The organism is Pseudomonas sp. Van50 (assembly GCF_055390755.1).
In genome coordinates this window covers 3,861,782-3,880,982 of the sequence record NZ_AP024343.1, presented here as the reverse complement: position 1 = coordinate 3,880,982, position 19,201 = coordinate 3,861,782, and the positions used below count along the sequence as shown (strand labels likewise).

The 19,201-nt window shown below is 61.1% G+C and carries 17 protein-coding genes and 2 tRNA genes; 15 read left to right on the top strand and 4 right to left on the bottom strand.

The genetic code is table 11. From position 1 onward, the window contains the following. Positions 1–879: 879 nt before the first annotated feature. The 10 genes from ACZ5M5_RS16345 to nudC all read left to right on the top strand — a co-directional run bounded on the left by ACZ5M5_RS16345 (position 880) and on the right by nudC (position 14,577). Positions 880–1,377 carry a GNAT family N-acetyltransferase gene (locus tag ACZ5M5_RS16345; protein WP_072405708.1) on the top strand — a complete coding sequence of 166 codons (498 nt, stop codon included), beginning with the start codon at positions 880–882 and terminating at the stop codon, positions 1,375–1,377. 97 nt (positions 1,378–1,474) lie between these two features. Further along, positions 1,475–1,969, top strand: coding sequence for a hypothetical protein (locus tag ACZ5M5_RS16340; RefSeq protein ID WP_464737620.1), 495 nt, complete (start codon positions 1,475–1,477; stop codon positions 1,967–1,969). 92 nt (positions 1,970–2,061) lie between these two features. Continuing rightward, positions 2,062–2,733 carry a DUF3313 domain-containing protein gene (locus tag ACZ5M5_RS16335; RefSeq protein WP_060742213.1) on the top strand — a complete coding sequence of 224 codons (672 nt, stop codon included), beginning with the start codon at positions 2,062–2,064 and terminating at the stop codon, positions 2,731–2,733. A 118-nt stretch (positions 2,734–2,851) separates the two neighbouring features. Continuing rightward, on the top strand, positions 2,852–3,352 hold the full coding sequence (gene tpx, locus ACZ5M5_RS16330; RefSeq protein WP_018602018.1) for a thiol peroxidase: 501 nt from the start codon (positions 2,852–2,854) through the stop codon (positions 3,350–3,352). A gap of 191 nt (positions 3,353–3,543) precedes the next feature. Next, positions 3,544–4,857 carry an MdtA/MuxA family multidrug efflux RND transporter periplasmic adaptor subunit gene (locus tag ACZ5M5_RS16325; RefSeq protein ID WP_464737619.1) on the top strand — a complete coding sequence of 438 codons (1,314 nt, stop codon included), beginning with the start codon at positions 3,544–3,546 and terminating at the stop codon, positions 4,855–4,857. Then, positions 4,854–7,949 (top strand): MdtB/MuxB family multidrug efflux RND transporter permease subunit, encoded by a 3,096-nt coding sequence (locus tag ACZ5M5_RS16320; protein WP_060742215.1) that lies wholly within the window; start codon positions 4,854–4,856, stop codon positions 7,947–7,949. Before ACZ5M5_RS16325 ends, ACZ5M5_RS16320 begins: the two co-directional genes overlap by 4 nt. A gap of 178 nt (positions 7,950–8,127) precedes the next feature. Further along, positions 8,128–11,232, top strand: coding sequence for an efflux RND transporter permease subunit (locus ACZ5M5_RS16315; protein ID WP_103309800.1), 3,105 nt, complete (start codon positions 8,128–8,130; stop codon positions 11,230–11,232). Beyond that, positions 11,229–12,704: an efflux transporter outer membrane subunit gene (locus ACZ5M5_RS16310; RefSeq protein ID WP_464737618.1), complete on the top strand. Its 1,476-nt coding sequence runs from the start codon at positions 11,229–11,231 to the stop codon at positions 12,702–12,704. Before ACZ5M5_RS16315 ends, ACZ5M5_RS16310 begins: the two co-directional genes overlap by 4 nt. 223 nt (positions 12,705–12,927) lie before the next feature. After that, complete coding sequence (locus ACZ5M5_RS16305) at positions 12,928–13,740, top strand: crotonase/enoyl-CoA hydratase family protein (RefSeq protein WP_103309802.1); 813 nt, start codon at positions 12,928–12,930, stop codon at positions 13,738–13,740. Between the two features lie 6 nt (positions 13,741–13,746). Beyond that, on the top strand, positions 13,747–14,577 hold the full coding sequence (gene nudC / locus ACZ5M5_RS16300; protein ID WP_464737617.1) for an NAD(+) diphosphatase: 831 nt from the start codon (positions 13,747–13,749) through the stop codon (positions 14,575–14,577). Here nudC and ACZ5M5_RS16295 read toward each other — a convergent pair. Further along, positions 14,545–15,324: a TSUP family transporter gene (locus ACZ5M5_RS16295; RefSeq protein ID WP_103309805.1), complete on the bottom strand. Its 780-nt coding sequence runs from the start codon at positions 15,322–15,324 to the stop codon at positions 14,545–14,547. The two genes, nudC and ACZ5M5_RS16295, sit on opposite strands and share 33 nt — an antisense overlap. A gap of 391 nt (positions 15,325–15,715) precedes the next feature. Here ACZ5M5_RS16295 and ACZ5M5_RS16290 point away from each other — a divergent pair. After that, positions 15,716–15,789, top strand: a tRNA-Cys gene (locus tag ACZ5M5_RS16290). 193 nt (positions 15,790–15,982) lie between these two features. Beyond that, a tRNA-Leu gene (locus tag ACZ5M5_RS16285) sits at positions 15,983–16,069 on the top strand. A gap of 75 nt (positions 16,070–16,144) precedes the next feature. Here ACZ5M5_RS16285 and ACZ5M5_RS16280 read toward each other — a convergent pair. Next, a complete protein-coding gene (locus ACZ5M5_RS16280; RefSeq protein WP_060742220.1) occupies positions 16,145–16,507 on the bottom strand; it encodes an NUDIX hydrolase in 363 nt (120 codons plus the stop codon). A 282-nt stretch (positions 16,508–16,789) separates the two neighbouring features. Here ACZ5M5_RS16280 and ACZ5M5_RS16275 point away from each other — a divergent pair, with 282 nt between their 5' ends. Further along, positions 16,790–16,975: a hypothetical protein gene (locus ACZ5M5_RS16275; protein WP_060742221.1), complete on the top strand. Its 186-nt coding sequence runs from the start codon at positions 16,790–16,792 to the stop codon at positions 16,973–16,975. 134 nt (positions 16,976–17,109) lie between these two features. Here ACZ5M5_RS16275 and ACZ5M5_RS16270 read toward each other — a convergent pair whose 3' ends face one another. Further along, positions 17,110–17,340, bottom strand: a complete 231-nt coding sequence (locus tag ACZ5M5_RS16270; RefSeq protein ID WP_003201752.1) for a hypothetical protein — start codon at positions 17,338–17,340, stop codon at positions 17,110–17,112. Positions 17,341–17,491: 151 nt separating this feature from the next. After that, entirely contained in the window at positions 17,492–17,746 is a 255-nt protein-coding gene (locus tag ACZ5M5_RS16265) for a DUF6555 family protein (RefSeq protein ID WP_060742222.1), read from the bottom strand. Between the two features lie 239 nt (positions 17,747–17,985). Between ACZ5M5_RS16265 and ACZ5M5_RS16260 the strand changes: the two genes are divergently transcribed. Both ACZ5M5_RS16260 and ACZ5M5_RS16255 read left to right on the top strand, forming a co-directional pair. Next, positions 17,986–18,885, top strand: coding sequence for a polysaccharide deacetylase family protein (locus ACZ5M5_RS16260; RefSeq protein ID WP_464737616.1), 900 nt, complete (start codon positions 17,986–17,988; stop codon positions 18,883–18,885). A gap of 101 nt (positions 18,886–18,986) precedes the next feature. Further along, the gene (locus ACZ5M5_RS16255; RefSeq protein WP_072405740.1) at positions 18,987–19,178 is read left to right on the top strand and encodes a DUF2188 domain-containing protein; all 192 of its coding nucleotides are present in this window, start codon (positions 18,987–18,989) and stop codon (positions 19,176–19,178) included. The last annotated feature ends 23 nt before the right edge of the window (positions 19,179–19,201 follow it).

Here is a 19,201-nt window from a genome sequence, read left to right as displayed (position 1 = left end):
TGAGCTTGCTCGCGATAGCGGTGGTTCAGCTTGCATTGATATTGAATGTGCCGCGGTCATCGCGAGCAAGCTCGGCTCCCACATGGGTTCTTGGGTGTCCACAGATTCAGCATCCAGCAACAATTCCCTGTGGGAGCTGAGCTTGCTCGCGATAGCGGTGGTTCAGCTTGCATTGATATTGAATGTGCCGCGGTCATCGCGAGCAAGCTCGGCTCCCACATGGGTTCTTGGGTGCCCACAGATTCAGCATCCAGCAACAATTCCCTGTGGGAGCTGAGCTTGCTGGCGATAGCGGTGGTTCAGCTTGCATTGATATTGAATGTGCCGCCGTCATCGCGAGCAAGCTCGCTCCCACATGGGGTCTTGGGTGTCCACAGATTCAGCATCCAGCAACAATTCCCTGTGGGAGCTGAGCTTGCTCGCGATAGCGGTGGTTCAGCTTGCATTGATATTGAATGTGCCGCGGTCATCGCGAGCAAGCTCGCTCCCACATGGGTTCTTGGGTGTCCACAGATTCAGCATCCAGCAACAATTCCCTGTGGGAGCTGAGCTTGCTCGCGATAGCGGTGGTTCAGCTTGCATTGATATTGAATGTGCCGCGGTCATCGCGAGCAAGCTCGGCTCCCACATGGGTTCTTGGGCGCCCACAGATTCAGCATCCAGCAACAATTCCCTGTGGGAGTTGAGCTTGCTCGCGATAGCGGTGGTTCAGCTTGCATTGATATTGAATGTGCCGCGGTCATCGCGAGCAAGCTCGCTCCCACATGGGTTCTTGGGCGCCCACAGATTCAGCATCCACCAACAACTCCCACTGGTTCCCGATATAACCTGACGCGGCTTATAGTGGTCGGCCTTGTCACGCCTCCAGGAAGGAGCCCCATGTCCGAGTCTTCGATTACCCTCGCACGCTTCACTGAAGCCCACATCGCCGGTGTCACCGCGCTCTACAATGACCCGGCGGTGACTCGCCAGGTGCTGCAAATGCCTTTCCAGTCCACCGAAGTCTGGCGCAAGCGCTTGGCGACGGATGACGAGCGCTTGTTGAAACTGGTGGCCCTGCACGCGGGTGACGTCATCGGCAATCTGGGGCTGGAGCAGTTTTCGCGGGTGCGTCGGGCCCATTGCGGCAGCCTCGGCATGGGGGTGGCTGTCGCCTGGCAGGGCAAAGGCGTGGGGTCGATGCTGCTGGCCGCCGCGCTGGACGTCGCCGACAACTGGATGAACCTGCGCCGGGTCGAGCTGACGGTGTACGCCGACAATGAAGCGGCCATCGGGTTGTACCGCAAGTTCGGCTTCGAAAGCGAAGGCCTGATGCGCGACTATGCCGTGCGTGACGGACGTTGGGTGGACACCCTCGCCATGGCGCGACTGCGCTGAAGGATCAGTCACGCAGGTAAAGTGGCTTTTACGTACGCCGACGTCTTGGACCTGTCATCATCCAGCTTCGCAGTACTCCCTAACCGAGGAACGGCCCATGGACGATTTACAGCAATTGGGCGAGATGCTTCGTCAATACGCCGACAGCGAAGCGCACAAGAAACAACTGCACCAGGCCCAGTCGGCGGTTTGGACGCAACAGATCAAGGCGCTGTACGGGCAAATCGAGCAATGGCTGGCGCCGGTCATGGCGCTCGGCCTGCTGGAACTGAACCGTGAGACGTATGTGGCCCACGGGGCGAACGTTCCTGTAGAAACATCCGCTTTCAAGACCGAAAAACTGACCTTGGCCATTACCGGTAAACCGGTGGAGTTCGTGCCGGATGTGATGGGTGTGGGCGGCTTGGTTTCTTTGTCGATCATCGGCCTGGCCGCGACCCGTCACGGCAGCATTTCCCTGGTGTGCCAGCCGCCATCGACGCAATGGCAATGGCGCCGGACCAATGGGTTGAAGGACCCCGACACGTTTGCCTTCGATGCAAACTTCCTCGCCCAACAATTGCAGAGCCTGATACCTCGCGAGCGCGGCTGAATCACTTGTTCTTTTCAGGGCAGGCAAAAAACTGCCCATTGGCTATACCTGTAGTTCCGGCCCCGCCTCGTGTGGCTTACAGGAGTGACAGCATGAAGTTCGCGTCAATGATTGGCAGCATCTGCATAGCCTCGCTTGCCTTGGCGGGTTGTTCGAGCAAAGTCACCCAGCCGGATGAGTATTCCGGGTTCCTGGGGGATTACAGCCGCCTCAAGGAAGAGAAGTCGCCGTCGGGGGCCGAGGTGATGCGTTGGGTCGATCCGAAGATCGATCTGAACAAATACACCAGCCTCTATATCGAGCCGACGCAGCTTTACCCCAAACCGCAGCCGACCGTGAAGATCCCCCAGGCCACGCTGTCGGGCATCACCGCGTATTACGATCAGGCCCTCATGCGGGAGGCGGGGAAGTCCTTGCCCCTGGCGACCGTCCCTGGGCCGGGTGTATTGGTGATACGGGCGGCGATCACGGCTGTCAGTAGCAAGACCGAAGGCTTGAAACCGTATGAGGTGGTCCCGATTGCGCTGGTGGCGGCCGCTGTCAGCACCGCCAGCGGTATTCGCGACCAGGAAACCACCTTGGGCACCGAAGCGGTTTTTCTCGACGGAGGCAATAACGCGGTGGTCGCCCAGGTGGTGCGCAAGGGCACGGGCAAGCCACTGTCCAACGAATCCCAGGTCATGAAGCCCGATGATGTCAAAGGGGTCATCGATGGTTGGGCGGCAGATTTGCATCAGTCGTTTCTGCAGCTCAAGGCCAAATAGCCATCACCGTCGCCGGGGTGTCGACGCCACGTCTTTTTATGTCCGGCCATAGGTCGCGCGAGCATTTCGTGGTTAACTCCGGCCTCACCATTTTCAAACTGTCAGAAGGAATCCGTTCATGGCTCAAGTCACCCTCAAAGGCAACCCGGTCCAAGTCAACGGTCAGTTGCCACAAGCCGGTTCCAAGGCACCAGCCTTTTCCCTGGTCGCCGGCAATCTGTCGGACGTTTCCCTGAAGGACTTTGCCGGCAAGCGCAAAGTGCTGAACATTTTCCCAAGCGTCGACACGCCGACCTGCGCCACCTCCGTGCGCAAATTCAATGCTCAGGCCAACGAACTGAACAACACCGTGGTGCTGTGCATCTCCGCCGACCTGCCATTTGCCCAGGCGCGCTTCTGCGGTGCCGAAGGCCTGGAAAACGTCCAGAACCTGTCCACCTTGCGCGGTGCCGAGTTCATCCAGGACTACGGCGTGGCGATTGCCGACGGTCCATTGAAAGGCCTGACTGCCCGTGCCGTGGTGGTGCTGGACGAAAATGACACCGTGCTGCACAGCGAGCTGGTCAAGGAAATCGCTGAAGAGCCGAACTACGATGCGGCCCTGGCTGTTCTGAAATAAGTGGAATGAAATAAGGTATTTATTACAATTGTTAACGGTCTGGCCCTGTCCAGGCCGTTTTCTTTTGTGCTTCAAGGCTTTAGCTGACTATTCGAAAGGTAAGCCCAACGTAAATTGCCGGTAAAGGCGCTTTGCTAAATACCCGCCAGTGCTTATCGTTCAGCCTCCCGTAAAAGAAGTCCACGCGCCCAATGGTTGATCACTCCATGCAATCGTCTGTTTCCCGCAATTCCCGTCGCTGGCTGCTCGGCCTGTTCGTCCTGTTGGTCGTCGCGGCGCTGGCCTGGAAGTTCTGGCCCAGTGGTTCGGCCCAGAAGCCGGGGGCGGGGGACAAGGCCGCGACGGGGCACGTGGGACGTTCGGGTGGCATGCGCCCGGGGTTCGGTGGGGCGACGGGGCCGATCCCGGTGCGGGTGGCGCCGGCGGTGACCGGGGATTTCCCGCTGTACTTCAAGGCGCTGGGTACGGTCACGGCCCTCAACACCATCAACGTGCGTAGCCGCGTGGGTGGCGAACTGGTCAAGATCGCCTTCGAAGAGGGCCAAATGGTCAAGGCTGGGGACTTGCTGGCCGAGATCGATCCACGCCCGTACCAGAACGCTTTGCTCCAGGCCGAAGGCACGCTGTTGCAGAACCAGGCCCAACTGAAAAATGCCCAGGTCGACCTTGAGCGGTATCGCGGCCTGTACGCCGAAGACAGTATTGCCAAGCAGACCCTCGACACCGCCGCGGCGTTGGTGGGCCAGTACCAGGGCACGGTCAAGACCAACCAGGCGGCGGTCAACGACGCCAAGCTCAACCTGGAATTCACCAGGATCCGCGCGCCGATTACCGGCCGCGTGGGCTTGCGCCAACTGGACATCGGCAACCTGGTGTCGGCCAACGACACCACGGCCCTGGCGGTCATTACCCAGACCCAGCCCATCAGCGTCGTGTTCACCTTGCCGGAGAACAACCTCGACACCGTGCTCGCCCGTTATCGCAGCGGGGCGAAGCTGCCCGTCGAAGCCTGGGACCGGGGCGACGTGAAGCGCCAGGCCAGTGGCCTGCTGCAAAGCCTGGACAACCAGATCGATGTCACCACCGGCACCTTGAAGTTCAAGGCTCGCTACGATAACCGCGACCAGTCGCTGTTCCCCAACCAGTTCGTCAACGTCCACCTGCTGGCCGACACTCTCAAAGGCGTAGTCCTGGCGCCGACGGCGGCCATCCAGTTCGGCACCAACGGCACCTTCGTCTACGCCCTGGAGGGCGACAAGACGGTCTCTATCAAGAAGCTGAAGATCGGGGCCAGCGACGGTACGAACACCGTGGTCACCGAAGGCCTGGCCGCAGGCGATAGGGTGGTGCTCGAAGGCACCGATCGCCTGAAGGAAGGCAGCGAAGTGGAGGTGGTCAACGACAGCCAGGAGGTGCCTACCACGCCGACCGAGCACTTGCAGGGCAAGTCTGCGGCGGTGCCTGAGCCGGCTGAGGCCGACAAGGCGAACAAGGGCGGCGCATGAATCTCTCGCGGCTGTTCATCCTTCGCCCGGTCGCCACCACCCTGAGCATGCTGGCGATTATCCTCGCCGGCCTGATCGCCTACCGGTTGCTGCCGGTGTCGGCACTGCCCCAGGTCGACTACCCGACCATCCGTGTGATGACCCTGTACCCGGGCGCCAGCCCCGATGTGATGACCAGTGCGGTCACCGCCCCCCTGGAGCGGCAGTTCGGGCAGATGCCGGGCTTGACGCAAATGGCCTCCACCAGTTCCGGTGGCGCGTCGGTGATTACCCTGCGCTTCAACCTCGACATCAACATGGATGTCGCCGAGCAGCAGGTGCAGGCCGCGATCAATGCGGCCACCAATTTGCTGCCCAAGGACCTGCCGGCGCCGCCGGTGTACAACAAGGTCAATCCGGCTGACACCCCGGTGCTGACCCTGGCGATTACCTCCAAGACCATGCTGCTGCCCAAGCTCAATGACTTGGTGGACACCCGCATGGCGCAGAAAATCGCCCAGATCAGCGGCGTTGGCATGGTCACCATCGCCGGTGGCCAGCGCCAGGCCGTGCGAATCAAGGTCAACCCCGAGGCCCTGGCGGCCAACGGCCTGAACCTGGCGGATGTGCGTACGCTGATCGGTGCTTCCAACGTCAACCAGCCCAAGGGCAACTTCGACGGCCCGACCCGGGTCTCGATGCTCGATGCCAACGACCAGTTGACCTCGCCCAAGGATTACGCCGAGCTGATCCTGGCCTACGCCAATGGCTCGCCGTTGCGGCTCAAGGACGTGGCACAGATCGTCGACGGGGCCGAAAACGAACGCCTTGCCGCCTGGGCCAACGAAAACCAGGCCGTGCTGCTGAACATCCAGCGCCAGCCGGGGGCCAATGTCATCGAGGTGGTGGACCGGATCAAGGCCTTGCTGCCGAGCATCACCGATAACCTGCCGGCTGGCCTGGACGTCACCGTGCTGACCGACCGCACCCAGACCATCCGCGCCTCGGTCACCGACGTGCAGCATGAGTTGCTGATCGCCATCGCCCTGGTGGTCATGGTGACGTTCCTGTTCCTGCGTCGCGTCAGTGCCACGATCATCCCGTCGGTGGCCGTGCCGTTGTCGTTGATCGGCACCTTCGGCGTGATGTACCTGGCGGGTTTCTCCATCAATAACCTGACCCTGATGGCCCTGACCATCGCCACCGGTTTCGTGGTGGACGACGCCATCGTCATGCTGGAGAACATCGCCCGCTTCATCGAGGAGGGCGACAGCCCGTTGCAGGCTGCGCTCAAGGGTGCGAAGCAGATCGGTTTCACGCTGATTTCCCTGACCCTGTCGCTGATCGCCGTGCTGATCCCGCTGCTGTTCATGGCCGATGTGGTCGGGCGCTTGTTTCGCGAGTTCGCCATCACCCTGGCGGTGGCGATCCTGATTTCCCTGGTGGTGTCCCTGACCCTGACGCCGATGATGTGCGCCCGCTTGCTCAAGCGCGAGCCCAAGGAAGCAGAACAGGGCCGTTTCTACCGCGCCAGCGGCGCCTGGATCGACTGGTTGATCGCCGCCTACGGGCGCAAGTTGCAGTGGGTGCTCAAGCATCAGCCACTGACCCTGCTGGTGGCGGTGGGCAGCCTGGTGCTGACGGTGGTGCTGTACCTGGCCGTGCCCAAGGGCTTTTTCCCGGTGCAGGACACCGGGGTGATCCAGGGCATTTCCGAGGCGCCGCAATCGATCTCCTTTGCCGCCATGAGCGAGCGCCAGCAGCAGTTGGCCAAGGTGATCCTTGCCGACCCGGCGGTGCAGAGCCTGTCGTCCTACATCGGCGTGGACGGCGACAACGCCACGCTCAACAGCGGTCGCCTGCTGATCAACCTCAAACCCCACAGCGAACGGGACGACAGCGCCACCGAGATCATTGCCCGCTTGCAGCCACAGCTGGATCGACTGGTGGGCATTCGCCTGTTCATGCAGCCGGTGCAGGACCTGACCATCGAAGACCGGGTCAGCCGTACCCAATACCAGTTCAGCCTGTCATCGCCGGACGCCGAATTGCTCAGCCTCTGGAGCGGGCGCCTGGTCGAGGCCCTGGGCCGCCAGCCGGAACTGACCGACGTGGCCAGCGACCTGCAGGACAAGGGCTTGCAGGTCTACTTGGTGATCGACCGCGACGCGGCTTCACGCCTGGGCGTCTCGGTGTCGAACATCACCGATGCGCTGTATGACGCCTTCGGCCAGCGGCAGATCTCCACCATCTACACCCAGGCCAGCCAGTACCGCGTGGTGTTGCAGGCCCAGGCCGGGGAGCGGATCGGACCGAAGGCGCTGGACCAGATCCATGTCAAGACCACCGATGGAGGGCAGGTGCGCTTGTCGAGCCTGGCCCGGGTCGAAGAGCGCCAGGCGCAACTGGCGATAGCCCACATCGGCCAGTTTCCGGCGGTGATGATGTCGTTCAACCTCGCGCCGGGCGTGGCCCTCGGGCATGCGGTGGACATGATCGAGAAGGTCCAGCAGGACATCGGCATGCCGGTAGGCGTGCAGACCGAATTCCAAGGCGCGGCCGAGGCGTTCCAGGCGTCGTTGTCGAGTACCTTGTTGCTGATCCTGGCGGCGGTGGTGACCATGTACATCGTCCTGGGTGTGCTGTACGAAAGCTACATCCATCCGATCACCATCCTTTCCACCTTGCCCTCGGCGGCTATCGGCGCCTTGCTGGCGTTGATCCTCAGCGGCAATGACCTGGGCATGATCGCGATCATCGGCATCATCCTGCTGATCGGCATCGTCAAGAAGAACGCGATCATGATGATCGACTTCGCCCTCGACGCTGAACGCAACCAGGGCATGGACCCGCAGACGGCGATCTACCAGGCGGCGTTGCTGCGCTTCCGCCCGATCCTGATGACCACCCTGGCGGCGTTGTTCGGTGCCATACCGCTGATGTTCGCCACCGGTTCCGGTGCCGAATTGCGCCAGCCCCTGGGCTTGGTGATGGTGGGCGGGTTGTTGGTGAGCCAGGTCTTGACGCTGTTCACCACGCCGGTGATCTACCTGTATTTCGATCGCCTGGGCCGCCGGTTTGCCAGGCCGGAAGGGAAAGAGGTGCGGGTATGACGGCGAAGCCCGGAAACCTGGGCAGGACGGGCTTTCTGTGGCGAGGGAGCTTGCTCCCGCTGGGCTGCGCAGCGGCCCCCTTTGTGAGCGCTGCGCACTCAAGCGGGAGCAAGCTCCCTCACCACAAAAGCTCGGTCATTCTTTTCGGTCTTTGGTCTGAAGCCCGGAGCGGTGGCCGATGAACCTCTCCGGCCCCTTCATCCGCCGCCCCGTCGCGACCATGCTCCTGAGCTTCGCCATCATGCTGCTCGGTGGCGTGTGCTTCGGCCTGCTGCCGGTTTCGCCGTTGCCGCAGATGGATTTTCCGGTGATCGTGGTCCAGGCCAGCCTGCCGGGCGCTAGCCCCGAGGTCATGGCCTCCACCGTGGCCACGCCCCTGGAACGCTCCTTCGGCGCTATCGCCGGGGTCAACACCATGAGCAGTCGCTCCAGCCAGGGTTCTACGCGGGTCATCCTGCAATTCGATCTGGATCGCGACATCAACGGCGCCGCCCGGGAAGTGCAGGCGGCCATTAACGCGTCGCGCAACCTGTTGCCCAGCGGCATGCGCAGCATGCCCACCTACAAGAAGGTCAACCCGTCCCAGGCGCCGATCATGGTGCTGTCGCTGACCTCGGATGTGTTGGAAAAAGGCCAGCTCTACGACCTGGCGTCCACCATCCTGTCCCAGAGCCTGTCCCAGGTGTCGGGCGTCGGCGAGGTACAGATCGGCGGCAGTTCGTTGCCAGCGGTGCGCATCGAACTGGAGCCACAGTTGCTCAATCAGTACGGCGTGGCCCTGGACGATGTGCGCAATGCCATCGCCGACAGCAACGTACGCCGGCCCAAGGGTTCGGTGGAGGACGACCGGCGTATGTGGCAGGTGCAGGCCAATGACCAGTTGGAGAAGGCCAAGGACTACGAAACGCTGATCATCCGCTACCAGGACGGCTCGGTGCTGCGGCTCAAGGACGTGGCGAAAGTCACCGACAGCGTCGAGGATCGCTACAACAGCGGTTTCTTCAACGACGATGCCGCTGTGCTGCTGGTGATCAACCGCCAGGCCGGGGCCAACATCATCGAGACGGTCAACGAGATCAAGGCGCAACTGCCGGCGTTGCAGGCGGTACTGCCGGCCAGCGTCAAGCTGAACCTGGCGATGGACCGCTCGCCGGTGATCAAGGCCACCCTGCATGAAGCGGAAATGACCTTGCTGATCGCCGTGGCCCTGGTAGTGCTGGTCGTGTTCCTGTTCCTCGGCAACTTCCGCGCCTCGCTGATCCCGACCCTGGCGGTGCCGGTGTCCCTGGTGGGCACGTTTGCGGTGATGTACCTGTACGGTTTCTCCTTGAACAACCTGTCGCTGATGGCGTTGATCCTGGCGACCGGGTTGGTGGTGGACGACGCCATCGTGGTGCTGGAGAACATTTCCCGGCACATCGACGAAGGCGTGCCACCGATGAAAGCCGCCTACCTGGGGGCCGAAGAAGTCGGCTTTACGTTGCTGTCGATGAACGTCTCGCTGGTGGCGGTATTCCTGTCGATCCTGTTCATGGGCGGCATCATCGAGAGCCTGTTCCGCGAATTTTCCATCACCCTGGCGGCCTCCATCGTGGTTTCGCTGGTGGTCTCGCTGACGCTCACGCCGATGCTCTGCGCCCGCTGGCTCAAGCCTCACGTACCGGGACAGGAAAACCGCTTGCAGCGCTGGAGCCAGGGACTCAATGAGCGGATGGTCCGTGGTTACGCCACCAGCCTGGACTGGGTGCTGCGCCATCGGCGCCTGACCTTGCTCAGCCTGCTGGTGACCATTGGCGTGAACGTCGCGTTGTATGTGGTGGTGCCGAAAACCTTCATGCCACAGCAGGACACCGGTCAACTGATCGGTTTCGTGCGTGGCGACGACGGGCTGTCGTTCAATGTGATGCAGCCGAAGATGGAAATCTTCCGTCGTGCCGTGCTCAAGGACGAGGCCGTGCAAAGCGTCGCCGGTTTCATCGGCGGCAACAACGGCACCAACAACGCCTTCATGCTGGTGCGCCTCAAGCCGATCAAGGAGCGGGGGATTTCCGCACAGAAAGTCATCGAGCGCCTGCGCAAGGAAATGCCCAAGGTCCCCGGCGGCCAATTGATGCTGATGGCCGACCAGGACCTGCAATTCGGTGGCGGTCGCGAGCAGACCACTTCGCAGTATTCCTACATCCTGCAAAGCGCCGACCTGGCGTCACTGCGCACCTGGTACCCCAAGGTCGTGGCGGCCTTCCGGGCCTTGCCGGAGCTGACCGCCATCGATGCCCGCGACGGTGGCGGGGCGCAGCAGGTGACGCTGGTGGTGGACCGCGACCAGGCCAAGCGCCTGGGTATCGACATGGACATGGTTACCGCAGTGCTCAACAACGCCTACAGCCAGCGGCAGATTTCCACCATCTACGACAGCCTCAACCAATATCAGGTGGTGATGGAGGTCAATCCCAAGTATGCCCAGGACCCGAGCACTCTCGAGCAGGTCCAGGTGATCACCGCCGACGGCGCGCGGGTACCGCTGTCAGCCATTGCCCATTACGAGAACAGCCTGGAGGACGACCGGGTCAGCCATGAAGGCCAGTTCGCTTCCGAGGGCATTTCCTTCGACATGGCCGAAGGCGTCACGGTGGAGCAGGGCACCGCGGCTATCGAGCGGGCGATTGCCAAGCTCGGGATGCCCGAGGATGTCATCGCGAAAATGGCCGGTACCGCCGACGCGTTCGCCGCCACCCAGAAGAGCCAGCCGTTCATGATCCTCGGCGCGTTGCTGGCGGTGTACCTGGTGCTGGGCGTGCTGTACGAAAGCTACATCCATCCGCTGACCATCCTGTCCACCTTGCCATCGGCCGGGGTCGGCGCCTTGTTGTCGATCTATGCACTGGGCAGCGAGTTCAGCCTGATCTCGCTGTTGGGGCTGTTCCTGCTGATCGGCGTGGTGAAGAAAAACGCCATCCTGATGATCGATCTGGCGCTGCAACTGGAACGTGCCGGGCAGACGCCGCTGGAATCGATCCGCAGCGCTTGCCTGCTGCGATTGCGGCCAATCCTGATGACCACGCTGGCGGCGATCCTGGGGGCCTTGCCGCTGCTGCTCGGCGCCGCCGAAGGCGCGGAAATGCGCCAGCCGCTGGGCCTGACCATTATCGGCGGGCTGGTGTTCAGCCAGGTGCTGACGCTCTATACCACGCCGGTGGTTTACCTTTATCTCGACAAGCTGCGCCATCGCTTCAACCGCTGGCGTGGCGTGCGCACTGATGCTGCCCTGGAAACTCCGCTATGACCGACCGTTCGCCTTTCAATCTTGCCGCAACGCTGGCGACCGCCCGTGGTTCGCGGGTACTGAGCCTGGTGCTGTGTGTGGCGATGCTCAGCGCCTGCGCCGTCGGCCCGGATTACCAGCGCCCCGCGGCGGCGGCCCCGGTGCAGTACAAGGAGGCCCAGGGCTGGCGCCAGGCCAACCCCAGCGATGCGCTGGCCCGGGGCGCCTGGTGGGAGCTCTACGGCGATACGCAACTCAACGGCCTGGTGGACAAACTCAACGCCTCCAACCAGACCGTGGCCCAGGCCGAAGCCCAGTACCGGCAGGCCCGGGCACTGGTGCGCAATGCTCGTGGCGCGTTTTTCCCCACCGTGGACCTGACCGTTGGCAAGACGCGCTCCAGCCAGGGCACCGGCAGCAGCAGTTCGAGCTTGAGCAGTTCGTCCAGCGGCATTCGCGACACCTACAACGCCCAGGCTGGCGTCAGCTGGGAGGCGGACGTGTGGGGCAAGTTGCGCCGCACCCTGGAAGCCGACGAGGCGAGCGCGCAAGCCAGTTTCGCCGACCTGGCGGCGATGCGCCTGAGCCAGCAATCGGAACTGGTGCAGAACTACTTGCAACTGCGGGTGATCGACGAGCAGAAGCGTTTGTTGCAAACCACCGTCGACAACTATCAGCGCTCGCTGAAAATGACCGAAAACCAGTACCGTGCCGGGGTCTCCGGCAAGGACGCGGTGGCTCAGGCGCAAAACCAGCTCAAGACCACCCAGGGCGACCTGATCGACCTGATCTGGCAGCGAGCCCAGTTCGAAAACGCCATCGCCGTGCTCATCGGCCTGCCGCCGGCGGAATTCAACCTGGCGGAGGTCCAGGACATCCCAAGCCTGCCGCAGATCCCGGTGGCGCTGCCCTCCCAACTGCTCGAGCGCCGGCCGGACATCGCCTCGGCAGAGCGCTCGGTGATGGCCGCCAATGCCAACATCGGCGTTGCCAAGGCCGCGTATTACCCGGACCTGACCCTGAGCCTCAGTGGTGGCTACAGCAGCAGTACCTACGACAACTGGGTGAGCGTGCCGAACCGCTTCTGGTCGGTAGGGCCGCAACTGGCGATGACGCTGTTCGATGGCGGCCAGCGATCGGCGGAAGTCGACCGCACCGTCGCGGCGTATGACCAGACCGTCGCCACCTATCGCCAGACCGTGCTTGACGGCTTGCGTGAGGTGGAGAACTACATGATCCAGCTCAAGGTGCTGGAAGACGAAGCCCGCGTGCGCCAGGAAGCCCTGGACGCCGCCCGGGAATCCCTGCGCCTGACGCAGAACCAATACCGGGCCGGATTGATTGCCTACCTCGACGTGGTCACTGTCCAGGCCACCGCGCTGAGCAACGAACGCAGCATGCTGAGCCTGCAACAGAGCCGCTTGATTACCAGCGTGCAACTGATTGCGGCGTTGGGCGGTGGTTGGGATGGGCAAATGGAGGCGCGCGAGTAATCACACATCGATGCCCCCCCCTGCGGGAGCCGAGCTTGCTCGCGATGGCGGTGGGTCAGCTTGCATCAATATTGAATGTTCAGCCGTCATCGCGAGCAAGCTCGGCTCCCACAATGAATCCTGTGGTACGCAAGTCCCGCTTTTGGCCGATGCACTGCCTACGTCCTGTCGCGATGGCTTGTTATAATTCAGGCCTCTTTTCAGCCGGTAAAGGATCACTGCCATGTCGAAATACCAAGCGTTCAACGTCGAACTTGCCGACAACATCGCCCATGTGCAGATCAATCGCCCGGAAAAGATCAATGCGATGAACGTTGATTTCTGGCGCGAGATCATCGAGATCTTCCAATGGATCGACGACACTGATGAGGCGCGGGTGGTGGTGCTCAGCGGTGCCGGCAAGCATTTTTCCTCCGGCATCGACCTGATGATGCTGGCGGGCGTGGCCAACGAGCTGGGCAAGGACGTGGGACGCAATGCACGGCTGTTGCGGCGCAAGATCCTGCAACTGCAAGCCTCGTTCAACGCCGTGGACAATTGTCGCAAGCCGGTGCTCGCGGCCATTCAAGGCTATTGCCTGGGCGGTGCCATTGACCTGATCGCCGCATGCGACATGCGTTATGCCGCCGAGGACGCCCAGTTCTCCATCAAGGAAATCGATATCGGCATGGCTGCCGATGTTGGCACATTGCAACGCTTGCCGCGGATCATCGGGGACGGCATGCTGCGTGAACTCGCTTATACGGGGCGTACCTTCGGTGTCGAAGAAGCGCGCAGCATCGGCCTGGTCAATCGTGTCTACAGCGACACTGCCAGCCTGCTCGACGGCGTGATGGGCATTGCCCGGGAAATCGCCGCCAAGTCGCCGATTGCTGTGACCGGCACCAAGGCAATGATCAGCTACATGCGCGACCACAGCATTGACGACGGCCTGGAATACGTCGCCACCTGGAACGCCGCCATGCTGCAATCGACCGACCTGCGCGTGGCCATGGCCGCCCATATGAGCAAACAGAAACCCGAATTTCTGGATTGACTGACCATGATTTCACGCTGGACCACCGCAGTACTCGATACCGATCTTCCTGGCGGCTGGGCCGTGGCCCGTAGCCCGGAAGGCTTTCTGTTCGATGACAACGGCGCGCTGTTCCCCCGCGAGTGGCTCAAGCGCCAAGACCTGTCGATCCTCGCCGAACACGGCATCGGTCACCTGGATGGCGAGCCGGTCTACCTGTTGGAATTGCACAGCCCGCTGGACATTCCCGGCTGCAACTGGAAAGGCCTGAGGGCGTTCATGCTCGAGGGCGACCACACGCTGTACAAGGTGTTGGGCTATGCGGCGCAGATCGGCACCTGGGCCCGGGAGCATCGCTTCTGTGGCAGTTGCGGCAAGCGCATGAGCCAGATTCCGTTGGAGCGGGCCATGTATTGCGACGCCTGTGACCTGCGCCACTACTCGCGGATTTCACCGAGCATGATCGTGTTGATTACCCGTGGCGATGAAGTCCTGCTGGCCCGTTCGCCGCGTTTCGTCACGGGCGTCTACAGCACCCTGGCGGGGTTTGCCGAGCCCGGCGAGTCGGCCGAGGATTGCCTGGTGCGAGAAGTGCGTGAAGAGGTCAGTATCGAGGTGAAGAACATCCAGTACGTGGGCAGCCAGTGCTGGCCGTTCCCCCATTCGATGATGCTCGGTTTTCACGCTGAATATGCCGGCGGCGACATCGTGCCCCAGGAAGATGAAATCGAGGACGCCCAATGGTTCAACGTCCACGACCTGCCACCATTGCCGGCCTCGCGCTCGATCGCCCGCTACCTGATCGACCTTTATGTGGCGCGGCGCTTAGGCCGCGCTGAACCAGTGCTGCCAGGCTAGGCGCACGGTCAAGCCCAGCACCACGGTGATGAACACCGGGCGGATGAACTTCGCGCCGCCGCTGATGGCGGTGCGAGCGCCGAAGAACGCGCCGATCATCACCGACAGGCCCATGCTCAGGCCGATCACCCAGTCCACCTGCCCGGAAAAGATGAACACCGACAGCGCCGCGATGTTGCTGACGAAATTCATGCTGCGCGCCACGCCACTGGCCTTCACCAGGTCGATGGGGTAGAGCAGCAGGCTGCTGACCGTCCAGAACGCACCAGTACCGGGCCCGGCCACGCCGTCATAGAAACCCAGGCTGAAGCCCTGGGGTGACTGCCAGGTCTTCTTGATCGGTGCATTGCTGTCCAGAGGCGCCTTGGGCGTGCCGCCAAACAACAGGTACAGGCCGCAGGCAAAGACGATCACCGGCAGCATCTTGTTCAGCCACTCGGCAGGCAGGTAATGGGCGACGATGGCGCCGGTCAGGGCCCCGACCAGCGTGCCGACGAGGGCGTGGGTCCATTGCCTTGGGTGGAACAGCTTGCGCTTGTAGAAAGTGAAACTGGCCGTCGCCGAGCCGAAGGTCGAGCTGAGTTTGTTGGTTCCCAGGACCAGGTGAGGCGGCAAACCTGCGGTCAGCAACGCCGGCGTGGTCAGCAGCCCACCACCACCGGCGATGGCATCGATGAAACCGGCAATGAAGGCGACAACGGCAAGGATAGCGAGGGTAGTGAGGTCAACGCTGAGTTCGAAAGGCATGGAATGGGCTTATTTGGCAGGTCGCAGAGGGCTGCGGGAAGGCCGGTATGTTACCCATAATGGTGCAGGGCTGCGACTGTCTCTAAGGCCTGTGGCGTTCGCCGTGGCGAGGGAGCTTGCTCCCACTGGGTTGCGCAGCAACTCCAAAAGCCTGCCACCCTCCACCTGGCACCCCAATGTGGCTGCCTGGCGGAAGCTGGCCGTTGGACGAATTTTTTTTGAAATCAAGGGGTTGTCAGCCTAGGCAAATGAGTACATAATTGCGCCCATCGAACGCACTGGGACGTAAAAAATCTCAATGTTTTCAAGGAGATAGCGCTGAGTCAGTGGCTGGTTTCCTGATCAGGTTTGTACTGCGGTTGATGTGGCTGCATCGCATCAAGCGTCTTGAGGCCGAATAGCAAAATGGTTATGCAGTGGATTGCAAATCCACCTACGCCGGTTCGATTCCGACTTCGGCCTCCACTTTTAAAAAGCTCTGTAGATCTATGATTTACGGAGCTTTTTTATTTTCGAAGCATTGAAAGGTTTTGTCTTGAAAAGGGCATGAGCTACCTTGCTTCACAGGGGAGGGATGTATATATTCCCCCTCTTGCTGCACCAGCCAGGACTTCGGCCATTGGATTTTGCCGACGTTGCCATGGCTAATCGCGCTACCGCCCGAATGGCGAAACTGGTAGACGCATGGGACTTAAAATCCCCCGCTCGTAAGGGCGTGCCGGTTCGATTCCGGCTTCGGGCACCATCTAAAATCAAGGGTTTGCGAGCGAAAGCTAATGCAAACCCTTGTTCGTTTCAGTTCCCCGCTTGTACCGACTCATCACAACCGCCGGCGAAATGCCTCGAGAATATCCCGCGTGCCCTTTTTCATTTGCAGTTGGGCAATGGCATCCAGCGGGTGCCAGAGGCAATCGCTGATTTCATTCTGTGGCCGGGCCGCCGACGAGTCGCTGACTGAGGCTTCGAATACGTGGTGCTCGGTCTGCCCGTCATTGATTCGCATCAGGTAGAGCAGGTTCTCGACGTCCAGGCCAGTTTCCTCCGCCAGTTCCCGGATGGCTGCTCCCGCGTGGGTTTCCCCGCGTTCGACAGTACCGCCGGGTAGCGCCCAGCGGCTATTGGCTTTGCGAACCAGCAGGACGTGGCGATTGTCCTCGCAGATGACGGTCGCTCGAATTTTCATGGTGGTGTTCGATCCGTGACTGTCATTAAACTGAAATATATCTGCAATATTTGAGCCTGGCATTAGTTGCTCGTTCAAATATCGATTTTTCAGGGTCCTATCCGTACGACCATGACGGGGTGGGAAAAGCTGAGTTCATTTGAGCTTGTCATCGCTCCAGTCGATCTTCCCTACCGTCAGCACCGGGCTTTCGACCGGCTATCGCCTCAAAGGGAATCAGCTTCGAAAAAATGAATCCATGTTGGGTGCAATGGCTGGCCCCGGTAGGGGAAGGACAGACAGATGACCACCGTTGAAGACTTCAAGATCAAATCCCACGAGCTCTTGGTGGAGCTCGATACGGCAACAGCGGAAATGATGAAGCTCATATGTGTCCATCAGATGAGCGGATCGACTTGGGATGAGGCGGTTCAGCGTCAACATGAAGCCTATGAGCGGTGGGTCGCTTATCTGAATGAGCGGGGGTAGCGGCCATGCACGCGCCATGGGCAAAAATTCTTTGATTTGCCCCGATGCCTATCCATTTCGAGGCGCAAAAAATGCCCGCGTTCCATCGGTTTTCCAACCGGTAGAACTCAAGGGGGAACCTCTGACGTGGTGCGTCAGCGGAACTTGGGCAGCGGCGGCTCGGCGGGCTTGAGTGACGTCAGCGCGCTCTGGATCGACGGAGCGTCCTTGTCGATGTCGTTGAGCCGGTCGCGGATACGCACCGCGGTAGGGTGCCCACCTTGGTGGTCGACCCAATCGGCGATTTCCTTGCAGGCTGCCGTGAGCCTGGCCTGACGTGATTCCAGCAGGGTGAGCAGGGTGGTGATGGACTCTTTTTCGGACATGTCACACCTCCATTCAGGGTTGATGAGGCAGCACGAAACCCGCCAGGGGCGGGTCATGCTGTGGTTTAAGCGTAGTTGAGTTATTTCGGGTCTGTCGAAGAATCCGGCGCCCGGCCAGACAACCGGCGCGCCGGAAACGGTACACGTTATTTCAGCCGGACTCCTTGACCCAGGTCGGCGCGACGCTCGCCCGCCAGCGTACATCGGTAATGCCGTATTTTTCCGCCAGGGGCTTGGAAACCCGCTTGACCTTCTCCCTGCCGAATTTCGGTATGCGCCCGACCCCCGCGTCGCAACTGGCCCAATGCCAAGCCTCGGAGTTATTCATCACTTCTGCGCGAATAATGAATGACTTGGGTTCGCCATGGAGTATGTAGTCAATGATGTAAAGCGATGGCCCGCCCATAAATCCTCCCTAATATAGTCCTATACGGATGGATACAAAGGCATTGGGAAAATTCCATCGAATTTCCAGACGGTCGAATTAATGCCGCTCAAGCTCAAGCGCGAGGCAACAACAAATTTTGCGAACAGCCATTGTTTACAGGAAGGAACCAAACCCGGTTACCCTTCTCCAAGGTGGGCTTCAACACCGTCGGCCAGGGATCAAAGGCGAAGCAACGCGGCATCAACTAAAGGCAAAACATGAAAAAAATCGCCAGGGTCCTGTTCATCGCAGCCCTCGCCATCGGTTTATCGGGTTGCATTGGTGCTCCCATCGAACTGACGCCGCAAACCGAACAACGCTTGCACGAACAACCTCCGATCCGTTTCCTGCTGACATTCGATGATGGTCCCAGTGCCTCGTCTATCTGGAACCCTAGCCTGGAGGTGCTGGACGCACTCGCAGACAACGCGGTACAACCCGGCATCAAGGCCGTGTTTTTCCTACAGACCCGCGGGCCGCGGGCTGGCGGCAGCGATATCGGCCGCTCAGTGATGCGTCGTCAGCAGCAGGAAGGCCATGTGCTGGGTTTCCATACGGCGACCTACTGGCACACCAATCATCGGTTTCTGAGCCCTGATGAGCTGGAGCAATCGCTCACCCGCGGCGGGAGTGATATCGCCGCCATGACCGGCTCGGCACCGTCCCTGGTCAGGCCACCTTTCTGGAGTTTCGACAGGCGTACCGCAGCTGCCTACCGGCAACATGGCCTGCACATCTTGTTGACTGACCTGAGCGCCAATGACGGCAAGGTCTGGGGCATCACGATGAGCCCTCGGCGGCGGATCAACCTGACCCGACAACTCTCCGAGGTGCGCGAGCGCATCGCCGCCGGACAACTGCCAGCGGTGGATGGGGTTATCCCGGTGGTGGTGACCTTTCACGACATCAATCGTTATACCGCCCGACATGCCCGCGAATACCTGCAGATCCTGCTCGACAGCGCCAAGGCCACCGGCATGAGGACCGCCGCCAGGCCGTTCTACGATGACCACCAGGCATTGGAGCGAGCGGCCTTGGCCCGGACGGTCGATCACAGCGCAGAGCCCGTCCATTTGCCGGGATTGTGGGACTGGTTGTGGGATTCGGATTCCCACTGAGGGCACCACGGGTGCAGTCGGCTTCACGACGTCCGGTCGGCAGCCGTGGGTAATCAGCGTGTATGGTAGGCGATGCACCCTTGTTAAAGTCGGAGGTGATCATGAGTACTGCGATGATGACGAAAATGCACATCAACGGTTATGACGTGCTCAGCGTAAACAGCGGCCCATGGAGAGTCTGTACCCAGGCTGACCGGTTGGGCTCCTTTGCTTCCCGGGAGGAAGCGCTGGCCTACGCGGCGGCATTGCCGACCCGGAGAAGCCGTAGCGGCCGGCCTGGGAACACGAAATAAGGGGTAACGAGCCTGCTCGCGAT